Below are 19219 nucleotides of genomic sequence, written 5' to 3'. Positions count from 1 at the left end.
AAAAATATATCCAGTTGATTATGAGATACTAACAAGGATAATGACTTCTGCATTTGATGAAGATACGTCAATGCATACTGACTTGAAAGAAGACGGCCCTGCAGGATATAATGATGGAAGTCTAGTTAAAAAACTTAATGAACATGAAAACTTTGAAAGTTATAAAATAATTTATCAAAATAATATTATTGGTGCTTATACTGTTGAAATTATGCAGAACAATGAATATGCTTTGGAAATGTTATTTATTGACCCAGATTACAGAGAAAAGCACCTGGGAGCTATGGTATGGAAGGATATAGAAGAAAAATATACAGATGCAAAAAAATGGACTGTTGAAACTCCAGAATATTCAAAAAGAAACCATCACTTTTACACTAAAAAATGTGGCTTTATATTTTATAGAGAAAACATTTATGATAATGGTGCTAAATCTTTCATTTTCAAAAAAGAAAAATAATATTTTATATTATTTATAGTATAGGGGTGGTATTATGTTAGAAAAAGTAAATTTGAAATCAGCGGTGAATTCAGTTGATAAGTTGTATGTATATGACAAGATTGGTCAATTAAATGGTCATGCTCTTAGCGTTGTCAATGTAGAGAATCGTACATTAGATTTTCATGTTCATGAAGGTTCCGATGAATTGTTCTATGTGATTGAAGGTGGTTTTCATTTGGAAACTGATGAAGGATTGATTGAAGTAAATGAAGGAGAATTTATTATTGTACCTAAAGGAATTAGACATAGACCTGTAGTAAAGAGTTTATCAAGATTCTTGATGATTGAGTTGGAAGGTACTCTTAACAAAGAAAATAGCGGAGATTTATATGAAGATTAACTCTGCATTATAAGCATTTTCTATGATAATATGTTATTTATCGAAATGCCTATTTATCAAACAAGCCTTCAGGTAGAGTGTAGGCATAATGTACAGTAAATTTATTATACAATATTCTTATCAAGCGACGTAAGGCAAAACTTACGTCGTTTTTGATTTATAAAGAGGATTAGATTGTAAATTATGTTCTTTAAAAATTGAATAGTATGGTATTTTAAAATATGTTATAATATGGATAAAGTGAAGCGTGTTGAAATTGCAATGGTTAGATATTCTAAGTTAGATTTCTATTTAACCAATATATAAATAGAACTTTATCGAGGTGATAATATTGAAGAATAAAGAAAAATGGTCTAATTACTTATGGCTGGCGCTGATTTCATTTATGTGCTTTTTTTTAGAACTTTTTTCACTGTTTGTTATAGAAAAGATGCTGTTTAAGAATTCTGTTAGTGATTATACAATTATTGAAAAAAGTATTCATTCTATTTTGACAGCAGGGCTATGGGCTATTTCTATTGTAGTAATAGTTCATTTTTCACGAAAGAGCTATAACTATCCAGAACAAAGGAAAAATGATGATAAGATATGTCCAAGAGAATGGTTAGTAACGTTGTTATGTTTTAGTGGTTGTAAACTAATTACATTCATTGATTGGCATACATTAAAAATAATTGGAGAATTTCAAAAAAAGGAGCCTATTCAGTTTCTGACTCAGTACGTATATTATGTATTTGAAGTGGCCTTAATATTACTTATAATTATTTTTGGGCAAAAAGCATTTGAAACATTATTAAAAAAGAAAATACAGATTCCCTTTGGTGGAATATTGTTAGCCCTTACATGGGGAGCTATACATTTTGTTTCTACAGGTATAGATTTTTGGAACGGAATTTCATGTATGGTATTTTCTATTTTGAGCGGAATAATGTATTTGAAACTAAAAAGAAAAACAACATATGCATATATTTTTATCGCATTAGGTTATTTGTTATAAACAAATTCCAATTTATCTAATTAAAAATGTATAAATTTATATGAATAATCCTAATGTATTATTAGGTGAAAATTAAATAGATTTAAGGGCAATACATAGAACTTTTAGAAGTTCTTTTTTTATTGCCTATTTTTATACAAAAACACAAGAATAAATTAGTACTATATTATTTAAATGAATTTTACAGTATTTTTTATGTCGTAATTTCGCTCAGCTATTCACTTTTGTGTATCCCGTTTTGTGAATAATATTGCACGATGAAGTAAACAATATTTCTTAACTGGCAAACTGCTTAAAGTGCCAGATGCGACTGCTAAAATTTTCCAGGTTTCGGCATTGTAGAGATGGTTTTCGGTAAATATAATTCAAACGAAGGATATTAGGGAGAATGTAATCACGAAGAAACTTGATTATTACTATAATTAGAGAGAAATATTATCATTTAGGAGGTTGCACATGAATCTGATTAAAAAGAAAAGAATAATTGCGCTGGTGAGAATGGCTATAATTGTCTTTCTCTGTTTTCAAATCGTCAACCAACTTAATCCAGTCAAAGTATCAGTAGCTAAACAAGCTCCTAAGATTGAGATGAATAGAATGAGCAAAACGGAAGAGAAGTTGACATTTGTTATCATTCACGGATCATGGGCTGATGCCAGCCAATTTGATGGAGTCGCTGCCGAGCTTCGTAAACTTGGTCATTCGGTTTATGTGCCAGAATTGCCAGGTCATGGTGTCTTGACGGATAAAAACGTAACTCACGAGCAAATTACGAATGCCGTCGTCGAATATATCGAGAAAAAAGATTTAAAACATATCATATTACTTGGACATAGTTTCGGCGGTACAGTTGTTGCGACGGTCGCCCAACTAATTCCGGACCGGATAGATCGTCTTGTATTTTCTAATGCTTTTGTTCCTCTGGACGGACAAAGTTTGTATGATCAACTTCCACCGCCTATTCAAGAAACATTCAAACAACTGGCCGATGCATCAAGTGACAATACGATTATGCTTCCGTTTCCGCTGTTCCGCGATTCCTTCACAAACACGGCCAGCTTAAAAGAATCAAAAGAGATTTATAGCAAAATTACGCCGGAACCTGCAGCTCCCTTATTTCAAAAACTCGATTTGAAAAAGTTCTACAGCCTGGAAATTCCGAAAAGTTATCTTAACCTGACGGAAGATATCGCGCTTCCGCCCGGACCGTTCGCTTGGCATACGAACCAATCCAGCCACCTTGGGTTTTACCGATACATTCAAGGCGACGGAGATCACTTTACGACCTTTCAAACTGAACCGAAAATGATTGCCCAAAAATTCGTGGAAGCCGGCAGGCCATAAATAATCGAGTAAAAGAGACAGCTAACCTATTGTCGAGGAGATTATACTTAGGGATATATCCAATGTGCAGAAAATCTGAAGTAACAGAATTTCCATATTTATGTTTTTAGTAGGTAGCATAAATCTCCAGGCTACCTGTTTTCACGTACGCCCAGCATGGGGGAGAGTTGTCGGTAGTGGTTGAGGAGCACGCTAAGAAGTTAAATGTGATGTTGAGATTATAGGGGTAGATGCTTATGACACTTGAAAAAAGGTTAAGGAGTATATAATAGAGAATAAGAAATAGATTAGAGCCATGGATTACACTTAAATTTTTAACCATAATATCACCTCAATATTATGGTTCGTAATATAAAAAAAGATCATTCATATATTTTTATTAATAGTGTAAACAAGGAAATGATATAAAATAGCCCATTAAATAGAATAAAGCCATAAACTCTAATTAAAGAGTTCGTGGCTTTTCATCTTTAGAAGATTCGGAAGTCATTAAATAGTACATTTATAAAATTATTATTTAGATTAATCTTTAATAAAGAAGTTAATTGCTTGTCACTATAGTAATACCCTTAAGAAGCAATACCTATATAGTTGTTTCTTAATTTATTATATGAATCAACTATATATAGTGTGAGAGTATATTAGAATCACTAAAAATAGCTCTATTATGAAGATATATCTAGCTAATAAAAGAATATCATATCGAATAATAATTAATAGCTAGGAGTTTATAAATAGTAAAAAGTAAGGATCTAATATACTGAAAAATAATTCTTTGTTTATTATATGATATAATTTAAAGTAATGATACCGAATATCATATGAAAATTATAGGGGATATAGTCTCTTAGATAAATTAAAGCTATGAACCCTATTAAAGAGCTCATAGCTTTTCATCTTTAGAATTTGGAAGGTAATGATAAAATAATTTACTATAATCATATCCACATTTGTAAAATCTTAGACAAAAGGTTTTACAAATTAATAGAGAAATATGTATTAAAGTAATTTGCATAGTATCATTGGTACAATTCCACAGGGTAAGAGTAGTATTTTGCTACTCTTATTTTTATATAAAGATTTACAAAAATATAACGACATAGTACTCTTAAATAAGAACTAATGTTCGGTATAATGATAGAAAATGGAGTGAAAATAATGAATTGCAAAAATTGTATTTACACTAAATGCTTGATGCGTACAGAAAAGGAATTTTCAATTTGCCCTGTTCAAGTTGCAAAGGAAAAATATGAGGAGAAGCATGAGAAATCTAAAACAGTTATTAAGTCTTAATTCAAATAAAAAACAAATCTAAAGCCATAAACTTTAAAACTAAGGTGAATGAAATAATCCTTAAACCCATTATTATAAACTCATCTAATACGATATATAAGCTCTACCAACCCAGCCGATAAAATAGCTACGATTACTCCAATGATAACGCCTTTGAATGCACCCTTTATGTGATGGATTGGATTTTTATATTCTGCTACCATATCTTCTGTTCCCGGAATGACAAGCCTCTTACTATGGGGAAATATGATAAAATCAAATATAATAAGATCATATATATTTACTACGAAAAAAAGAATAAAAACATGGATAAATGCTGGGATAAAAGTTGTTTTATCTGAAAAGTAGCTCAAAACTGCAAGTGCAATAATCAATATCACTGTTCCGCTAATTTTGCGAAAAATATTTTTTTGTTTTGTTTCTTGAAGGCAATCCTTATATTGTGGCAAACTTTCGACACGTTTTCGGATAGCAGGTGGATATGACATTATTTGTGATAATGGATTTTTGAATTGTGGCGGCAAAATGAGGAGTGTAAAAATAATACACAGCACAATACACTCAATTAAAAGTATCATATAGTATATCAATCCCTTCTTATAGAATCGTCTTATCGCCCTAAGGCTCTTGGACGTATCTTATCATCATCTCAATAAAGTTCTATTTATATATTGGTTAAATAGAAAGCTAACTTAGAATATCTAACCATTGGAATTTCAACACGCTTTATTTTATCCATATTATAACATATTTTAAAATACCATACTATTCAATTTTTAAAGAACATAATTTACAATCTAATTCGTTTTATATATCTACTATGTCTCTTATTTTAAGCTCCTTATCCGGATGTTTTATATTAACTATGTAGAATACAAACAAATAATATAAATACTTAGAGAGTTTAAAAGTAATATATGAATTAAATCAAGGTCCTGAATTGCACTTAATTGTGTGACCCATGGCTCTTTTATTTTTGAAATAAAATTTATAAATATGATGTAAGATGTATGTTAAAACAAAATAATACAAATAAATACTTGATATTACAAATTTAGAAATATAAAATATATATGTATAAATTAACAAAGGGGGATAAAAATGAAAAATAAGTTAAGATTAATATTAGTATGTATACTAACATGTGCTTTTGTTCTAGGGGGATTAAGTAATGTTAGTGATGTTTATGCTGCAGAAAATCCAAGTGAGTATGTGATTGGTGTTAATAATTTAAATAATACTCCAGAGAATAGTGCTAAGATATGGGATTCTCTAGTACTTCCTGAAAAAGGGTGGAAAAGATATGATGATAATGATAGTAGAATAAAATATATAGGAAATAATTGGAAAATATACACTGAGAGAGCAACAGATTATGAAGGCAGTGTACATTATTCTTATTGTAACAACTTAAGCAATAAGATCCAATTTAGATTTTATGGAACTAAATTAAGACTAATATCTTTTGTCAATACAGCAAAACTCACAGATTTTATTATAAAAATTGATGGTTCTAATCATACTTTTTCAGAATATATTAATGATTTAACTGGCAAACCGCAAATATTAGTTTTTGAAAAATTAGAGTTAGAAAGAAAAGAACATATAGTTGAAATAAGCATCCCAAGGATAGATGAAACAAAATCATTAGTTCTTGATGCTATTGATATTGATGAAGATGGTACTTTAATTTCAGATGAAGATACTGCTCAACTAATATCATTAAATAAATCATCATTAAGTTTGTTAGAAGGTAGTTCAGAGAAATTAGCAGCTACAGTATTACCTGAAAATGCAGTAAATAAAAAAGTTGTATGGACTTCAAGTGACCCAAGCATTGCTATAGTAGATGAAAATGGAAATGTAAAAGCAATAAAAGAAGGACAAGCAACTATAACAGCTACAGTAGAAGGAACAGACATAAAAGCTGACTGCATAGTTACAGTTACAAAGAAAGAAACTCCAGTAGATCCAGATGAACCAACAGGAGATGGAAACTTATATATAGAAATGGTAGATGGGAATATAAAACAAGCCAAAGACATTGATGTAAATAATTTTATTAAATGGTTTAAAAATAGAGATTTAGATAAGACAGAAAATCCAATATACAAAATAAAAAATGCAAAAGGGAATGTTGAATATCTAGTACATGATAAAATAGTTGGATTTGAAATAAGAGAATATTAATAGGAAATAGAATAAAGCCATGGATTGCACTTAAATGTGTAGTTCATGGCTTATTTTTTTGTGTTTTTTGTCGGAAAGTTCTTCTCAAAATACCATTGTTTATACGTTTACGTAGGTGTATAATAATATTATAGAAAGTTTATAAAACTACTGACCATAAGGCAGTTAAGGTATAAAGGGGATATAAATTATGTTAACCTTACAAGTATTTAAAATTAAAGATGGAGTAGAAAAAAGTTGGGATGATGTTGATTTTGAAACAGAGGTTGAAGTAGTTACAACTATTGAAGGCGAAACAAATGAAGAATGCGAATCAAAAGCAGTAGAAGAAGGTTTTGGAGATGCAGATATATATGGATGGAGTTACGATGAAACTATCTGATATAAAAACCCTTCAAGAAGTTGCTAGAGAAACTGACATCCCAGTAAGAACCCTTCAAGATAGATTAGTTCTTAAAAGTTTAAATATGATTGAAGGAGAAGATTATAGAAAGCTAGGGGCAAGACAACCTACTTTATTAAGTCCACAGGGAATAGAAAAAATATTAAATAAATAAAGGATTTGACTATACAGGGAAGGCTCAATTACGCCATCACCACTATAAGAGGTTAATAAGTATTAATTTAAATAATAAACAAAACTAAAGCCATGAACTCTAATTAAAGGGTCCATGGCTTATTTTTTTGCGTATTTTGTCGGAAAGTTCTTTTTAAAACTCCTTGATTCCATAGTCGATAACGACTATAACAAAAGCATAGATAGTCAATACAGACTAAAATATTATAGGGGGAGTATTAAGATGAGAGAAGAATTATTAAGGCTAATAAAATTATGTGAGGAAAATAATGATTTAAATTTAAGAATAACTTGTATACCTGTTTTCGGAAATAAAGGAGAATTTATAACATTTAAGTTTTTTTTAGATAGCTATAAAGAATGTGACCAAGTAGGAAAAGATATCTGGGTTGTAAAAAGCGATTTTAAACAGAAAAATGAATCTATAGAGAACATAATTAAAGAATCTTGTAAATGTGAACCGAAAGATATATTTGAAAATAATTATGATGTTAATTGCAAATGTAACTGCGATCTATATAGTAAAGAGGAGGCGGAAGATATTTATTATTCTAGAATACTTCAAGAAATAAAAGAAAGATTAAATTTTATAAAAAATAAAATTGATAAAGATAGTAAAATAGATTATCTTAAAGAAGAAATAGCTAAATTAGAGGAAGAAATAGCTAAATTAGAAGAAATATAAATATATAGAATATTATATTTGGGGTGATTTTGCATGAAATATAATAATGATCATGAATTTCCACCATCACTAAAATTTAAAAGAGAAGGTTCTGGAACTCCGCCACCGCTAAAATTTAAGGGTGAAGGTATAGGAACACTGCCACCACTATAAGAGTAGCATTTTGCTGCTCTTATTTTTATGCAAGAATTTACAAAAATATAAACCCATAGTATAATAAAGTAAGAACAAATGTTCTATAAAATTCTATATAATTATAGAAGATGGAGTGAAAATAATGAACTGTAAAAATTGTATTTACACTAAATGTTTAATGAGAACAGAAAAAGAGTTTGAAGTCTGTCCAGTACAGGTTGCAAAAGAACAATGGGAACAAAAGCATGAGAAATCTAAAACGGTTATTAAGTCTTAATTTAAACAAAAAACAAAGCTAAAGCCATGAACCACACATCTAAGTGCAATTCATGGCTTTTTATTTTTGTCGAAAATAATATTATGAAATAGGCTCTCTCGCCTCTATGTTAGTTACTTTTGTGTTTACTCCATCAGTAATTACAGTAACTATATAAATTCTATAGGGCGGCTTATGTGAATTAGTATATGTCGATATATAAAATTTGATTTCATATTCCCCAGTTGATAATTTATTTACAGATAGAACAGTTGAGCTTTCTTCATCAAAATCACAAGCAGGGATATTCTGCTCTTTAAATGCATCCTGTATGTAAGTATAAAACACACGAATAAGTAAAGCACGCTCAGGAGTTTTGAGAGGTTGCTTATTTTCAGTATTAGATTTATAGATATTAGAGTAATTATTAGATGTTATAGCTGATACTGGAGTAACATATATACAATATAACATTAAAGTTAAAGCTAAGAATAATATATTTAGTTTTTTAATCATCATATCACCTCAATATTATAGTTCGTAATATAAAAAAGATTATTCATATATTTTTATTAATAATAAAGACAAGGAAATGATATAAAATAGTCCATTAAATAGAATAAAGCCATAAACTCTAATTAAAGGGTTCATGGCTTTTCGTCTTTAGAAGATTCGGAAGTCATTAAATAGTACATTTATAGAATTATTATTTAGATTGATTTTTAATAAAGGTGTTAATTGCTTGTCACTATAGTAATACCCTTAAGATGCAATACCTATATAATTGTTTCTTAATTTATTATATGAATCAACTATATATAGTGTGAGAGTATATTAGAATCACTAAAAATAGATCTATTATGAAGGTATATCTAGCTAATAAAAGAACATCATATCGAATAATAATTAATAGCTAGGAGTTTATAAATAGTAAAAAGTAAGGATCTAATATACTGAAAAATAATTCTTTGTTTATAATATGATATAATTTAAGATAATGATACTTAATATCATATGAAAGTTATAGGGAGCTACAGTATGTTAGATAAATTAAAGCTATGAGCCCTTGAGAATAAATAAAATGATTATAGGAAACTATAACTTCGAAGTATAAAATACGGAGGTGTTAGTTTTGTTTGAACACAAGAAACAATTATTACATGAAGTAAAAGTTGAAAGACCTAATCCTCAATATGCGGTATTAATGCAAGAACAGCTAGGGGGAGGAAATGGTGAACTAAAAGCAGCAATGCAATATATTTCTCAGAGTTTTAGGATAAAAGACCCTGAAATTAAAGATTTATTCTTAGACATCGGTGCAGAAGAATTAAGTCATATGGAAATGGTAGCACAAACAATAAATTTACTAAATGGTCATGATGTAGATAATCAAAAGGTTACAAGTGGTGAAATACAGACTCATGTGCAGTGTGGACTATCACCGGTATTAATTAATTCATCAGGAGCACCATGGACAGCAGATTATGTAACGGTTACAGGAGATTTAGTTGCAGATTTATTATCCAACATAGCCTCTGAACAAAGAGCAAAAGTTGTATATGAGTATTTATATCGTCAAATTGATGATAAGGAAGTAAGAGCAACAATTGATTTCTTACTTAATAGAGAAGAAGCTCATAATGCTTTGTTTAGAGAAGCATTAAACAAAGTTCAAAAAAGTGGCTCAAATAAAGATTTTGGGATTACAGAAGATTCCAAACTTTACTTTAATTTATCCAATCCAGGACCAGATCATGAAGCACCAAATCCAACTCCTCCTTCATTTGAAAATCCAAGGAAATAATTAATAAGATACAGATGTATTGTATTTTTAAATAATGATGGATAATAAAAGGACTTCAAATAGAGATCTTTTACTATATACAAAAAAGTATTACATAATAAAAACAATAATACTTTCAAGCTTATTTTTAAGAAAAAGGATGTTAAAAATACTATAAAGTTTAGTTGTTATACATGAATATTAATTTTAAAAAAATCACATAATAAGAACGCGAACAAATTATATTTATCGGAGGTAGAATATGAGAAAACTTTCAGAAGAAGAAGTATTATCTTTAGCAGCAATGTTAAAAATGGAACAAGAAGGACTAATTGTACAAAAAGCAGTGAATGCATTAATGACAGATGAAAGTCTAAAAAAACAGGGTGAATCTGGTGCATTGGCAGCAGAGGGTAGAATAAAAGGATTGCAACAATTTATTAATGAAAATCAAGTAATAGTTCCAGGGGAGGCATAATATGATGTCAAATTTAATTGGAAATCTAATCAAGAACAATGCTAACATTAATGATGAAGTAATATCTATAAATATGTTAGCTTCTGGGAAAGCTGCATCTGATGCGTATCTTAATGCTACATTGACAAGTAGTACTCCAGAATTGAGATCTATATATTCTGCTGGATTGAATCAAATGGTTGGAGGACATACTGCTCTTACAGAGTTAGCTGTAAATAAAGGATGGGTTAAGCCTTATGATTCACCTATGCAACAATTAACTACTAGTTTTAGTGAATCAAAAAGTGTAATAGATCAAACTCAGCAATAATATAAAAAAGCTATGGATTATCATAATATCCATAGCTTTTCTTATAAATTTATTTTTATATAAACATGTAATAGTATCTATAATAAAGAGTATTTATAGTATTTCTCAAATATATTTAAATTATTGTATTATTGCATAAATAAAATGTAACCCTATTCTAGAGCTACATTTTATGAAAATTTAGATTAGGAAGGTTAAGCATTGCAAAAATACAAAAATAATAATTAAATATGGTATTTTCAATTTATTAAATATTATACATATAAATTATTCTTACTATCTACGACAGAAATTTTCTTGAACATCATCAAGAGCTTCTCCAAATCTTTGGAAGTGAACAATTTCTCTTTCTCTTAAAAATCTTAAAATATCTTTAATTTGATAGTCATCTGTTAAATGTAATAACCATTCATAAGTTGCTCTTGCTTTCTGTTCAGCAGCCATGTCTTCAGTAAGGTCAGCAATTACATCATCTTTAGCTTGTATATAGGTTGCTGTCCAAGGGTTACCGCTAGCATCTGTATAAAATAAAGCTCTGCCATGATCTGTATAATGAGCGCCAAGACCGGCAGCTTCAAGCTCTTCTACAGTTGCATTTTCCATAAGTTGATATATCATAGTTGCAATCATTTCAACATGGGCCATTTCCTCTGTACCTATATCAGTTAGTAAAGCTTTTGATTTTCCAGTAGGCATGGTATAACGTTGATTTAAATATCTTAATGCGGCACTTAATTCACCATCTGGTCCTCCATATTGAGACATAAGATATTTTGCCATTTTTAGATCTTTACATTTAAGATTAATAGGATATTCTAGAGTTTTCACATAGTACCACATAATTAATTTTTACCTCCCCACACATAATTTTCCCAAGGCCAAGGCTGCTCTACCCAACGTATGGGATTCTCTATATAAGCTGAACCAAAATTAGTAAGAGGGCCACATTTTTTCTCGTATTCCTTAACTAATTTATCTAGAATATGAGATATAGCTCTATAATCTTCGATAGCTTCTTTATTACAAGGGAAGTTGTCAAGGTATAAGTTAAGTTCTATAGCATAAAATTGATACATTTTTATTGAATCTAATAAATTATCCATATCCACAATATCACCTCTTAGCATTTACTTTTTTCATCTTCATAGTAAGGCATATAAAGATCTTTAAAGATTGTACCTTTTCTTAAAGCTACATCTACTGGAAATAAATTTTCATATATTTGAGGTAATACATAGGCTCTGGCATATTGCATTTTTCTATATTTATACGTATCACAATTGCAATAATCACTTTTCTGAGACATCAATTTTAGCCTCCTTTAATTTTTATATAGTTAATAATATGATATGTAAAATAATAATAAATTGTGACAAAATATGAATAAAATATCAGATATTTAGTATAATATGTAAAAATATAAACGTAAATTTAAATGTTGAACTATAACTTATTAAAATCTTCAAACTTAATAGAAGAAACCTTTATTCAGTTAAGTAAGCATTGTTTATAAATCAAAAAGATACATATAATTTTAAGCAATTCTTATTATAATAAAATAGCAATAAAATCTAGATTAATACTGATTTTATTGCTATTTTACTATAATATTTAGGAAAAGATTTCATTTTCTCTTATAAAGTAGAATTGAAATATATTATTTATTGTTGTTTTGGTTATTATTTTTATTATTATTTTTATTGTTATTTTCATTATTATTTTGATTATTATTTTGGTTATTTTGATTATTGTTTTTATTGTTATTTTGATTATTGTTTTCCATGATATCACCTCCTATCCTAATATATCATTACCTAAGTAAATTTATATTATACATTAATTTACTTAGGCAATGATATTTAAACTACAAGTCATCTTATAAAAATAAAAGATAGTTTAATACGAACTATTTTTCTAAAGTGTACAGAAAAATAGTTTGAAATCTGTCCCGCACAGGTTACAAAAGAACAATGGGAGCAAAAACATGAAAAATCTAAAACGGTTATTAGTTCTTAATTTAAATAAAAACAAAACTAAAACCATGAACTTTAATCAAAGAGTTCATGGCTTTTCATCTTTATAAGATTCGGAAGTTATAATGAATAACGATATTATAATAATATCCATATTTTTAAATCTTAAACAAAAGATTTTATCAATTGATATTGAACATTTATATGAAGTGATTTTGCATGAAATATCACAAAACGCAAATAGATATTGTATTATCATTATAAATAGGTACTCCAAATTAAGTTTAATTACGTCATTTAGGGCCCTTGCATATTAACTACCTATAATAGGCATAGAATGAAGATATTTATTGCTTTCTACTTGATTAATCATAAAATAAGCAATATCTTCTCTGGAAATATTGAAATTCATTCTAATATCACCAAAGCTAACTTTAATTTTTTTTGTGAATGGAGAATCTTTTGGAGCCATAAATCTAACAATTGTCCAATCTAAATTAGAATTAATAACTATATTATTTACCTGTTTAAGAACCTTTTTTGCTTTAGGTAAAAACATTGATGCCATAATTCCTGGAACTATTGTAGCAAAAGAGGCTTTATCTTCTTTGTACTTTATTGATGGAGTTGACCAATCTATAAGCCTTTTTACATTAGTCTCATTCATAGCCCTAACAATATCCTCATGAGCCTTGATTGAACTAATATCTTCATATCCAAACTTCATAGATATACCTAAAGCTATTATTACAGCATCACAGCCATCTATAACTTTTTTAATTTTATCATATTCAGATACTTGCCCTACAAATACATTAAGATTTTTATTTTTGACCTTTAGTTTATCAGGATTACGAATATAAGCATTTACTTGATAACCTTTTTCTAAAGCATGTTTTACAACAAATTTTCCTATTCCTCCTGTTGCACCAAAAACCGCAATTTTCATTATAAAATTCACTCCTTATAATTCTATTATCTTGATAGATTTACTTTATCAAAGTATAATAGTTTTGTTAAGTACTATTTTAAAAGATAGTAGTATTATAAAAGATAGTATAAAGAGGTAGATTATGAAAGATTATGAGGTTAAATCATTTATAAATTGTCCATTTGCAAAAGTACAAAAAATTGTAAGTGGAAAGTGGAATATGTTAATTATATATTTATTAAGTGCTGAAACGCTTAGATTTGGGGAGTTACATAGAAGGTTACCTAATATGACCCAAGCTACCTTATCTAAGCAATTAAAATCTTTAGAGGAGCATGGAATTATTTACAGAAATGTATTCAATCAAATACCACCTAAAGTAGAGTACTCTCTTACAGAAATTGGTCAAAAATTTTTACCTGTATTAGATGAATTAGAAAAATGGTCAAAAGAGTATGAACATTATAATAATATTCATAAGTAAGATATATTTAAATTAAAATTGTTGATATAATTAAATTAACTTTAGATACATAATTTAAATAAAAAACAAAACTAAAGCCATAAACTCTAATTAAAGGGTTCATGGCTTTTCATCTTTATAAGATTCGGAAGTCATTAAATAGTACATTTATAGAATTATTATTTAGATTGATTTTTAATAAATGAGTTAATTAATTGTCACTATAGTAATACCCTTAAGAAACAATACCTATATAATTGTTTCTTAATTTATTATATGAATCAACTATATATAATGTGAGAGTATATTAGAATCACTAAAAATAGCTCTATTATGAAGATATATCTAGCTAATAAAAGAATATTATATTGAATAATAATTAATAGCTAGGAGTTTATAAATAGTAAAAAGTAAGGATCTAATATACTGAAAAATAATTCTTTGTTTATAATATGATATAATTTAAGATAATGATACTTAATATCATATGAAAATTATAGGAGATACAGTATCTTAAATAAATTAAAGCTATGAGTCCTAATTAAAGAGCTCATAGCTTTTTATCCTTGGATGGTTGAATTTTATAAATAATGATTTACTATAATCATATCCATATTTTTAAAATCTTAAACAAAGGAATGTACAATTCTATATGGAATATACATGTTTAAAGATGGGTTTAAATGGAGGGATAAAAAATGGAGTGTATAAGAGAAGAAATATTAAGCCTAGAAAATGAATTGGTAAAATTAGAAGTGAGAAAATCATCAGAGAAGATAAAAGAATTATTAACAGATGATTATGTAGAGTATTGCAGTTCAGGAAATGAGTACCATTATAAGAGAGGGGATATATTTCAAGAACAGAATGATAACACTATTTCAAATTGGGAAATCATTGATTTTAATATCAAAGAATTATCAAATGATTGTATATTAGCACTATATAAGGTAATAAAGCATAATAATGCGGATGAAAAGAAAAAGTATTCTCTTCGAAGTTCAATATGGAGATATACTAATGGAAAATGGAAAATGTTTTTCCATCAAGGAACTTTATCATTTGAATCTGAAATTAAAAAAGGTCAGGAGACCACCCTTATTAAAGGTTAAAAGAGATAATCTTTTTATTGTAGTAAATGTGATCCACCACAATAAACAGTTAAAAAAGTATATTAATGTTTTTGTGGTTATTGATATGGAGTGTGGAAACACAATAGAATAAATTTAAAAGTTAAGGGATACTGTGAAAAATGGCGTCCCTTTTTTAATTTAGGCGTTCAGAAATGAGCGTCTATTTTTTTGGCTTATATCACAACCCATTTCTCTTTTTAGAAAGAAGCCGAAAGTATTAAGAATATCAATAAAAGTCTAAAAATCTAACTTTTAATTGGCAACCACAATTCAACTTCGGCATTCATTGGATTTCCATTCTTTTGTTACTTCCTTGACGGAGCTATACTCTGTATATTATAATACCAACAGAGTGTAGCTCTGTTAGGGAGGGATATTTATGGCACGAATAGTAAAGAAGCCAGAAGTAAGAAAAGATGAACTTTTAAATGTTGCTGAAAAGTTATTCATTGAAAAAGGCTATGAAAACACATCGGTTAAAGATATTTACGCTGAGGTGAACGGCTCTTTTGGTATGTTTTATCATCATTTTAAGTCAAAAGAAGAAGTTTTAGAAGAAGTGAATAAAAAGATGTTGGCGCGGAGATTTGACCCTATAAAGTCAATCATAATTGATAGTGATTTGTCTGGAATAGAAAAGCTACGTAAAGTATTATCGCTTGCTATTATATCAGCTAAGCAAGAAATTACCAATCACTCAAGTAATTCATATCAAAAGAATCCGCAACTATTGGTAATGCATATGCATGATACCCTTGGTATTGCATCTGATTTACTTTCCAGTGTTATAGAGGATGGCATAAAAGACGGCACGATTCAAGCTGAACGACCTCACGAGCTATCGCAAATGATTTTATTATTCCTAAATGTATGGGTAAATCCATGGATATATCAATGGTCCCCTGAAAAAATGCGAAATATCTTCGGTTTTATGAAAGATACTTTTGACAAAATAGGCGTTCCTGCTTTATCAGAGGATATGCTCCAAGGTTTAAAGGAGTTATCATTGCTTGTGCAAGAGGATAAATAGTAGATTATAGCATAGAAAAGTTAAGGGGGATGATTATTTAATGAAAAAAATACCAAAGGAAGCAATTCAAGCAATCGAAATGATAGAGGAACTGCTTGATAGTATATTAGTCGGGGTATATTTATACGGTTCTGCTGTAATGGGAGGTTTACGCATTAATAGCGATGTAGATATTTTGGTGGTAACAAAGCATGGTTTATCTGAAAAAACTCGAAGAGATCTTACAAATAGGCTAATGACTATATCTGGGAAAATAGGAAACATAAACGCTATAAGACCACTTGAAGTTACGGTTATCAATAAAAATGATATACTTCCTTGGCATTTTCCGCCTAAATATGAATTTATGTATGGGGAGTGGCTAAGAGAGCAGTTTGAAAAAGGAGAAATTCCTAGACCAACTTATGATCCAGATTTAGCAATTCTTTTAGCTCAGGCAAGAGAGAATAGCATTACTCTTTTTGGAGTAAATGCAGCAGAAGTACTTGAGCCTGTGCCAATAAAAGATATTCAAAGGGCTATTAAAGAATCTTTACATGGGTTGATTGAGGATATAAAAGGTGACGAACGCAATGTCATTTTAACTTTAGCTAGAATGTGGTTTACAGCTTTCACCAGTGAAATTAGCTCAAAAGATCAGGCCGCAGAATGGGCAATACCTCAATTATCTGAATATCATGCAGCATTACTCGACTTAGCGAGAAAGGCTTATTTAGGAGAGCGTGTTGATAAGTGGGAAGGAATGGACACCGAGGTGGCGTCACTCGTTAATTATATGAAAAAGTCTATAGAGTCTTGTCTTAACATCTGAGTACCTTTCAAATTGTGTGAATAATCTCGAGATAAGTATTATGACTGAAATGACTGTTTTATTGAATACAACAAAACCATGAAGCAAACTCCTAAAGGTAAGGTTATTACAGTTGGAGCAATAAGAGATTTTTTTGCTAAAATCAATGCATATACGATGGAGGAGTTAAAAATGAATGAGAATCAAGATAACATTATCAAAACAAGATTATATGAGTTCATCGAAATGAGCCTACACAACGCGATTGCCGCCCACGATGGAATGAAAATGTATGACGTGCCTCTTATGGGCATTGCTTCTGCAGACGATCCTTTCTTTCAGAGATTTCGTGAGCCCGGTATTGTCGGACCAGGTTTTGTTCTTCCGCAGGAATGGCTGCCGGGTGCGAAATCGGTGATTTCATATTTTCTTCCGTTCACAAAGGAAGTGCGCGATACGAACCGGGCACCGGGTCTTCCTTCTGAAGAATGGGTATCCGCCAGAATCGATGGTGAAGTTTTTAATAATGAGGTTCGATCTTTTCTGGTTGAAATGTTGAAGCAAATGAGTGCCGATGCCGTTGCACCTTGTCTTGATCCCCGGTTTAAAGTTGTAAACCGGATTTCAAATTGGTCCGAACGACATGTTGCATATGCAGCTGGTCTTGGAACATTTGGACTTCAACGGGCGCTCATCACAGAAAAAGGAACAGCCGGACGCTTAGGCAGCGTGGTCACCACACTGGAGCTTACACCTACAAAGCGGATTTACAAAAGTTACGATGAGTATTGCTTATATCTCACACAGGGAAAATGTGGGGCCTGCATGCGCAGATGTCCACCTATTGCCATTACTGACAAAGGCAAGGACAATCAAATTTGTGAAAAATATATCGACAGAGAAATTCTGTCAAGATTTGCCCCTCGGTATGGCTGTGCCAAATGTAGTATCAGTGTACCCTGTGAATCTAAGAATCCGGGGGTATAATTACCTCATGTATTTAACATATAGAAGGGAAATCTTAATTCAAATAAAAAACAAAGCTAAAGCCATAAACTCTAATTAAAGGGTTCATGGCTTTTTATCCTTGGATGGTTGAATTTTATAAATAATGATTTACTATAATCATATCCATATTTTAGATTTTAAATAAGATATAATCAATAATTTATTGTAGTAAATGTGATCCACCACAATACAAAGATTAAAGAAGACTTGATTACAGGTCCTCTATTTTATGGTGGCAATGTGGTCAATTTGATTATAAAATGTTATGGTATTAAAGCAAAAAATGAGCAAAAATCGGGGTGAAGAATATACTTTTTTGCCTCGATTTTTTAGTTGTCTTCATAGGCGAAGAATGATTTGACTTTCATGACTTTATTCCATTGATCTACTATAATCTGAGAATCCTTCTGCTAACTGAAATTGCTTTAGTATCAACGAGAACTGTTTTACCATCTCTGTGGCGGGATACGGCATTGAATGGATAATCCACCATTCCAAAACGCCAACTATAGCATAGACAAGAAAATGTACCAGGATTTCCTTATTTAGATCATTATGTATATGGCTGATATCAATTTGCTTATTCAGATTCTGTAGTGCTATGGTCAGCAGTTGATTTCTAAATGCAGGTATACCTTTATTGGTCAGCATAGTGGTATAGAAGATAGAATGCTTCTCCAAATATTCAAAGGTTCGAAGAAGAGATGCTTCATAAGTAAAGTCAGTTGAATTTGCTTCAGGTAAGCAGCTTTCAAATAATTGATTTAAGTTAGTTTCTATGCACTTATCCAACAGATCATACTTGTCAACATAATGCAAATAAACAGTACCCCGATTTACATTAGCTCGATTTGCAATTTCGTTTATTGAAATTTGATCAAAATTTTTTTCTGTCATTAGTGAGACAAAAGCATTCATAATAGCCTCTCTTGATTTTTGTATTCGTCTGTCCATTGGATTCTCCTTTACATTAAATTTAGAATTGAATTTAATGAACAAAA

26 protein-coding genes are annotated in these 19219 nt (G+C 29.7%); 18 read left to right on the top strand and 8 right to left on the bottom strand.

Annotated features, from left to right (window positions below):
• The 5 genes from ACI48Q_RS20240 to ACI48Q_RS20220 all read left to right on the top strand — a co-directional run.
• On the top strand, window positions 1-460 hold a 460-nt coding region (locus ACI48Q_RS20240; protein WP_474920929.1), incomplete at its 5' end, for a GNAT family N-acetyltransferase.
• A 34-nt stretch (window positions 461-494) separates the two neighbouring features.
• Window positions 495-842 (top strand): cupin domain-containing protein, encoded by a 348-nt coding sequence (locus ACI48Q_RS20235; protein ID WP_474920928.1) that lies wholly within the window; start codon window positions 495-497, stop codon window positions 840-842.
• Between the two features lie 331 nt (window positions 843-1173).
• Window positions 1174-1839: a hypothetical protein gene (locus ACI48Q_RS20230; RefSeq protein ID WP_474920927.1), complete on the top strand. Its 666-nt coding sequence runs from the start codon at window positions 1174-1176 to the stop codon at window positions 1837-1839.
• A 456-nt stretch (window positions 1840-2295) separates the two neighbouring features.
• Window positions 2296-3183 (top strand): alpha/beta hydrolase, encoded by an 888-nt coding sequence (locus ACI48Q_RS20225; protein WP_474920926.1) that lies wholly within the window; start codon window positions 2296-2298, stop codon window positions 3181-3183.
• A 1158-nt stretch (window positions 3184-4341) separates the two neighbouring features.
• The gene (locus ACI48Q_RS20220; RefSeq protein WP_474920925.1) at window positions 4342-4476 is read left to right on the top strand and encodes a hypothetical protein; all 135 of its coding nucleotides are present in this window, start codon (window positions 4342-4344) and stop codon (window positions 4474-4476) included.
• An 80-nt stretch (window positions 4477-4556) separates the two neighbouring features.
• On the opposite strand, the gene ACI48Q_RS20215 is transcribed toward ACI48Q_RS20220, so the two are convergent.
• On the bottom strand, window positions 4557-5054 hold the full coding sequence (locus tag ACI48Q_RS20215; protein ID WP_474920924.1) for a hypothetical protein: 498 nt from the start codon (window positions 5052-5054) through the stop codon (window positions 4557-4559).
• A 523-nt stretch (window positions 5055-5577) separates the two neighbouring features.
• Here ACI48Q_RS20215 and ACI48Q_RS20210 point away from each other — a divergent pair.
• The 5 genes from ACI48Q_RS20210 (at window position 5578) to ACI48Q_RS20190 (ending at window position 8340) form a co-directional block, all read left to right on the top strand.
• The gene (locus tag ACI48Q_RS20210) at window positions 5578-6666 is read left to right on the top strand and encodes an Ig-like domain-containing protein (protein ID WP_474920923.1); all 1089 of its coding nucleotides are present in this window, start codon (window positions 5578-5580) and stop codon (window positions 6664-6666) included.
• Between the two features lie 190 nt (window positions 6667-6856).
• Entirely contained in the window at window positions 6857-7048 is a 192-nt protein-coding gene (locus tag ACI48Q_RS20205) for a hypothetical protein (RefSeq protein WP_474920922.1), read from the top strand.
• Complete coding sequence (locus tag ACI48Q_RS20200) at window positions 7020-7223, top strand: hypothetical protein (protein ID WP_474920921.1); 204 nt, start codon at window positions 7020-7022, stop codon at window positions 7221-7223. The genes ACI48Q_RS20205 and ACI48Q_RS20200 overlap by 29 nt, the downstream gene beginning before the upstream one ends.
• Before the next feature lie 243 nt (window positions 7224-7466).
• A complete protein-coding gene (locus ACI48Q_RS20195) occupies window positions 7467-7928 on the top strand; it encodes a hypothetical protein (protein WP_474920920.1) in 462 nt (153 codons plus the stop codon).
• 277 nt (window positions 7929-8205) lie between these two features.
• Complete coding sequence (locus ACI48Q_RS20190) at window positions 8206-8340, top strand: hypothetical protein (RefSeq protein ID WP_474920919.1); 135 nt, start codon at window positions 8206-8208, stop codon at window positions 8338-8340.
• An 81-nt stretch (window positions 8341-8421) separates the two neighbouring features.
• On the opposite strand, the gene ACI48Q_RS20185 is transcribed toward ACI48Q_RS20190, so the two are convergent.
• Window positions 8422-8835, bottom strand: a complete 414-nt coding sequence (locus ACI48Q_RS20185) for a DUF3888 domain-containing protein (RefSeq protein WP_474920918.1) — start codon at window positions 8833-8835, stop codon at window positions 8422-8424.
• Window positions 8836-9451: 616 nt separating this feature from the next.
• On the opposite strand from ACI48Q_RS20185, the gene ACI48Q_RS20180 reads away from it, so the two are divergent.
• The 3 genes from ACI48Q_RS20180 to ACI48Q_RS20170 all read left to right on the top strand — a co-directional run bounded on the left by ACI48Q_RS20180 (window position 9452) and on the right by ACI48Q_RS20170 (window position 10890).
• Window positions 9452-10123, top strand: coding sequence for a manganese catalase family protein (locus tag ACI48Q_RS20180; RefSeq protein ID WP_474920917.1), 672 nt, complete (start codon window positions 9452-9454; stop codon window positions 10121-10123).
• A gap of 241 nt (window positions 10124-10364) precedes the next feature.
• Window positions 10365-10580 (top strand): hypothetical protein, encoded by a 216-nt coding sequence (locus ACI48Q_RS20175; RefSeq protein ID WP_474920916.1) that lies wholly within the window; start codon window positions 10365-10367, stop codon window positions 10578-10580.
• A 4-nt stretch (window positions 10581-10584) separates the two neighbouring features.
• On the top strand, window positions 10585-10890 hold the full coding sequence (locus tag ACI48Q_RS20170) for a spore coat protein (protein WP_474920915.1): 306 nt from the start codon (window positions 10585-10587) through the stop codon (window positions 10888-10890).
• A gap of 276 nt (window positions 10891-11166) precedes the next feature.
• On the opposite strand, the gene ACI48Q_RS20165 is transcribed toward ACI48Q_RS20170, so the two are convergent.
• The 5 genes from ACI48Q_RS20165 to ACI48Q_RS20145 all read right to left on the bottom strand — a co-directional run bounded on the left by ACI48Q_RS20165 (window position 11167) and on the right by ACI48Q_RS20145 (window position 13812).
• Window positions 11167-11730, bottom strand: a complete 564-nt coding sequence (locus tag ACI48Q_RS20165; protein WP_474920914.1) for a manganese catalase family protein — start codon at window positions 11728-11730, stop codon at window positions 11167-11169.
• A gap of 2 nt (window positions 11731-11732) precedes the next feature.
• Window positions 11733-11993: a spore coat protein CotJB gene (locus ACI48Q_RS20160; RefSeq protein WP_474920930.1), complete on the bottom strand. Its 261-nt coding sequence runs from the start codon at window positions 11991-11993 to the stop codon at window positions 11733-11735.
• Between the two features lie 17 nt (window positions 11994-12010).
• A complete protein-coding gene (locus ACI48Q_RS20155) occupies window positions 12011-12196 on the bottom strand; it encodes a spore coat associated protein CotJA (RefSeq protein WP_474920913.1) in 186 nt (61 codons plus the stop codon).
• A 351-nt stretch (window positions 12197-12547) separates the two neighbouring features.
• A complete protein-coding gene (locus ACI48Q_RS20150) occupies window positions 12548-12673 on the bottom strand; it encodes a hypothetical protein (protein WP_474920912.1) in 126 nt (41 codons plus the stop codon).
• 503 nt (window positions 12674-13176) lie between these two features.
• Entirely contained in the window at window positions 13177-13812 is a 636-nt protein-coding gene (locus ACI48Q_RS20145; RefSeq protein WP_474920911.1) for an NAD(P)H-binding protein, read from the bottom strand.
• Window positions 13813-13936: 124 nt separating this feature from the next.
• Between ACI48Q_RS20145 and ACI48Q_RS20140 the strand changes: the two genes are divergently transcribed.
• The 5 genes from ACI48Q_RS20140 (at window position 13937) to ACI48Q_RS20120 (ending at window position 18197) form a co-directional block, all read left to right on the top strand.
• Window positions 13937-14278, top strand: a complete 342-nt coding sequence (locus ACI48Q_RS20140; RefSeq protein WP_474920910.1) for a winged helix-turn-helix transcriptional regulator — start codon at window positions 13937-13939, stop codon at window positions 14276-14278.
• Between the two features lie 677 nt (window positions 14279-14955).
• Entirely contained in the window at window positions 14956-15369 is a 414-nt protein-coding gene (locus ACI48Q_RS20135) for a nuclear transport factor 2 family protein (RefSeq protein ID WP_474920909.1), read from the top strand.
• Window positions 15370-15769: 400 nt separating this feature from the next.
• A complete protein-coding gene (locus ACI48Q_RS20130) occupies window positions 15770-16420 on the top strand; it encodes a TetR/AcrR family transcriptional regulator (protein WP_474920908.1) in 651 nt (216 codons plus the stop codon).
• Window positions 16421-16460: 40 nt separating this feature from the next.
• Window positions 16461-17231 carry an aminoglycoside nucleotidyltransferase ANT(9) gene (gene ant(9), locus ACI48Q_RS20125; protein ID WP_474920907.1) on the top strand — a complete coding sequence of 257 codons (771 nt, stop codon included), beginning with the start codon at window positions 16461-16463 and terminating at the stop codon, window positions 17229-17231.
• 171 nt (window positions 17232-17402) lie between these two features.
• The gene (locus tag ACI48Q_RS20120; RefSeq protein WP_474920906.1) at window positions 17403-18197 is read left to right on the top strand and encodes a 4Fe-4S binding protein; all 795 of its coding nucleotides are present in this window, start codon (window positions 17403-17405) and stop codon (window positions 18195-18197) included.
• 393 nt (window positions 18198-18590) lie between these two features.
• Here ACI48Q_RS20120 and ACI48Q_RS20115 read toward each other — a convergent pair whose 3' ends face one another.
• Window positions 18591-19172: a TetR/AcrR family transcriptional regulator gene (locus ACI48Q_RS20115; RefSeq protein ID WP_474920905.1), complete on the bottom strand. Its 582-nt coding sequence runs from the start codon at window positions 19170-19172 to the stop codon at window positions 18591-18593.
• Window positions 19173-19219 lie beyond the last annotated feature (47 nt).

It is taken from the genome of Clostridium sp. LXY-7 (genome assembly GCF_056172015.1).
The sequence above is the reverse complement of the archived record's forward strand: the minus strand, read 5'-3'. Positions and strand labels throughout refer to the sequence as shown.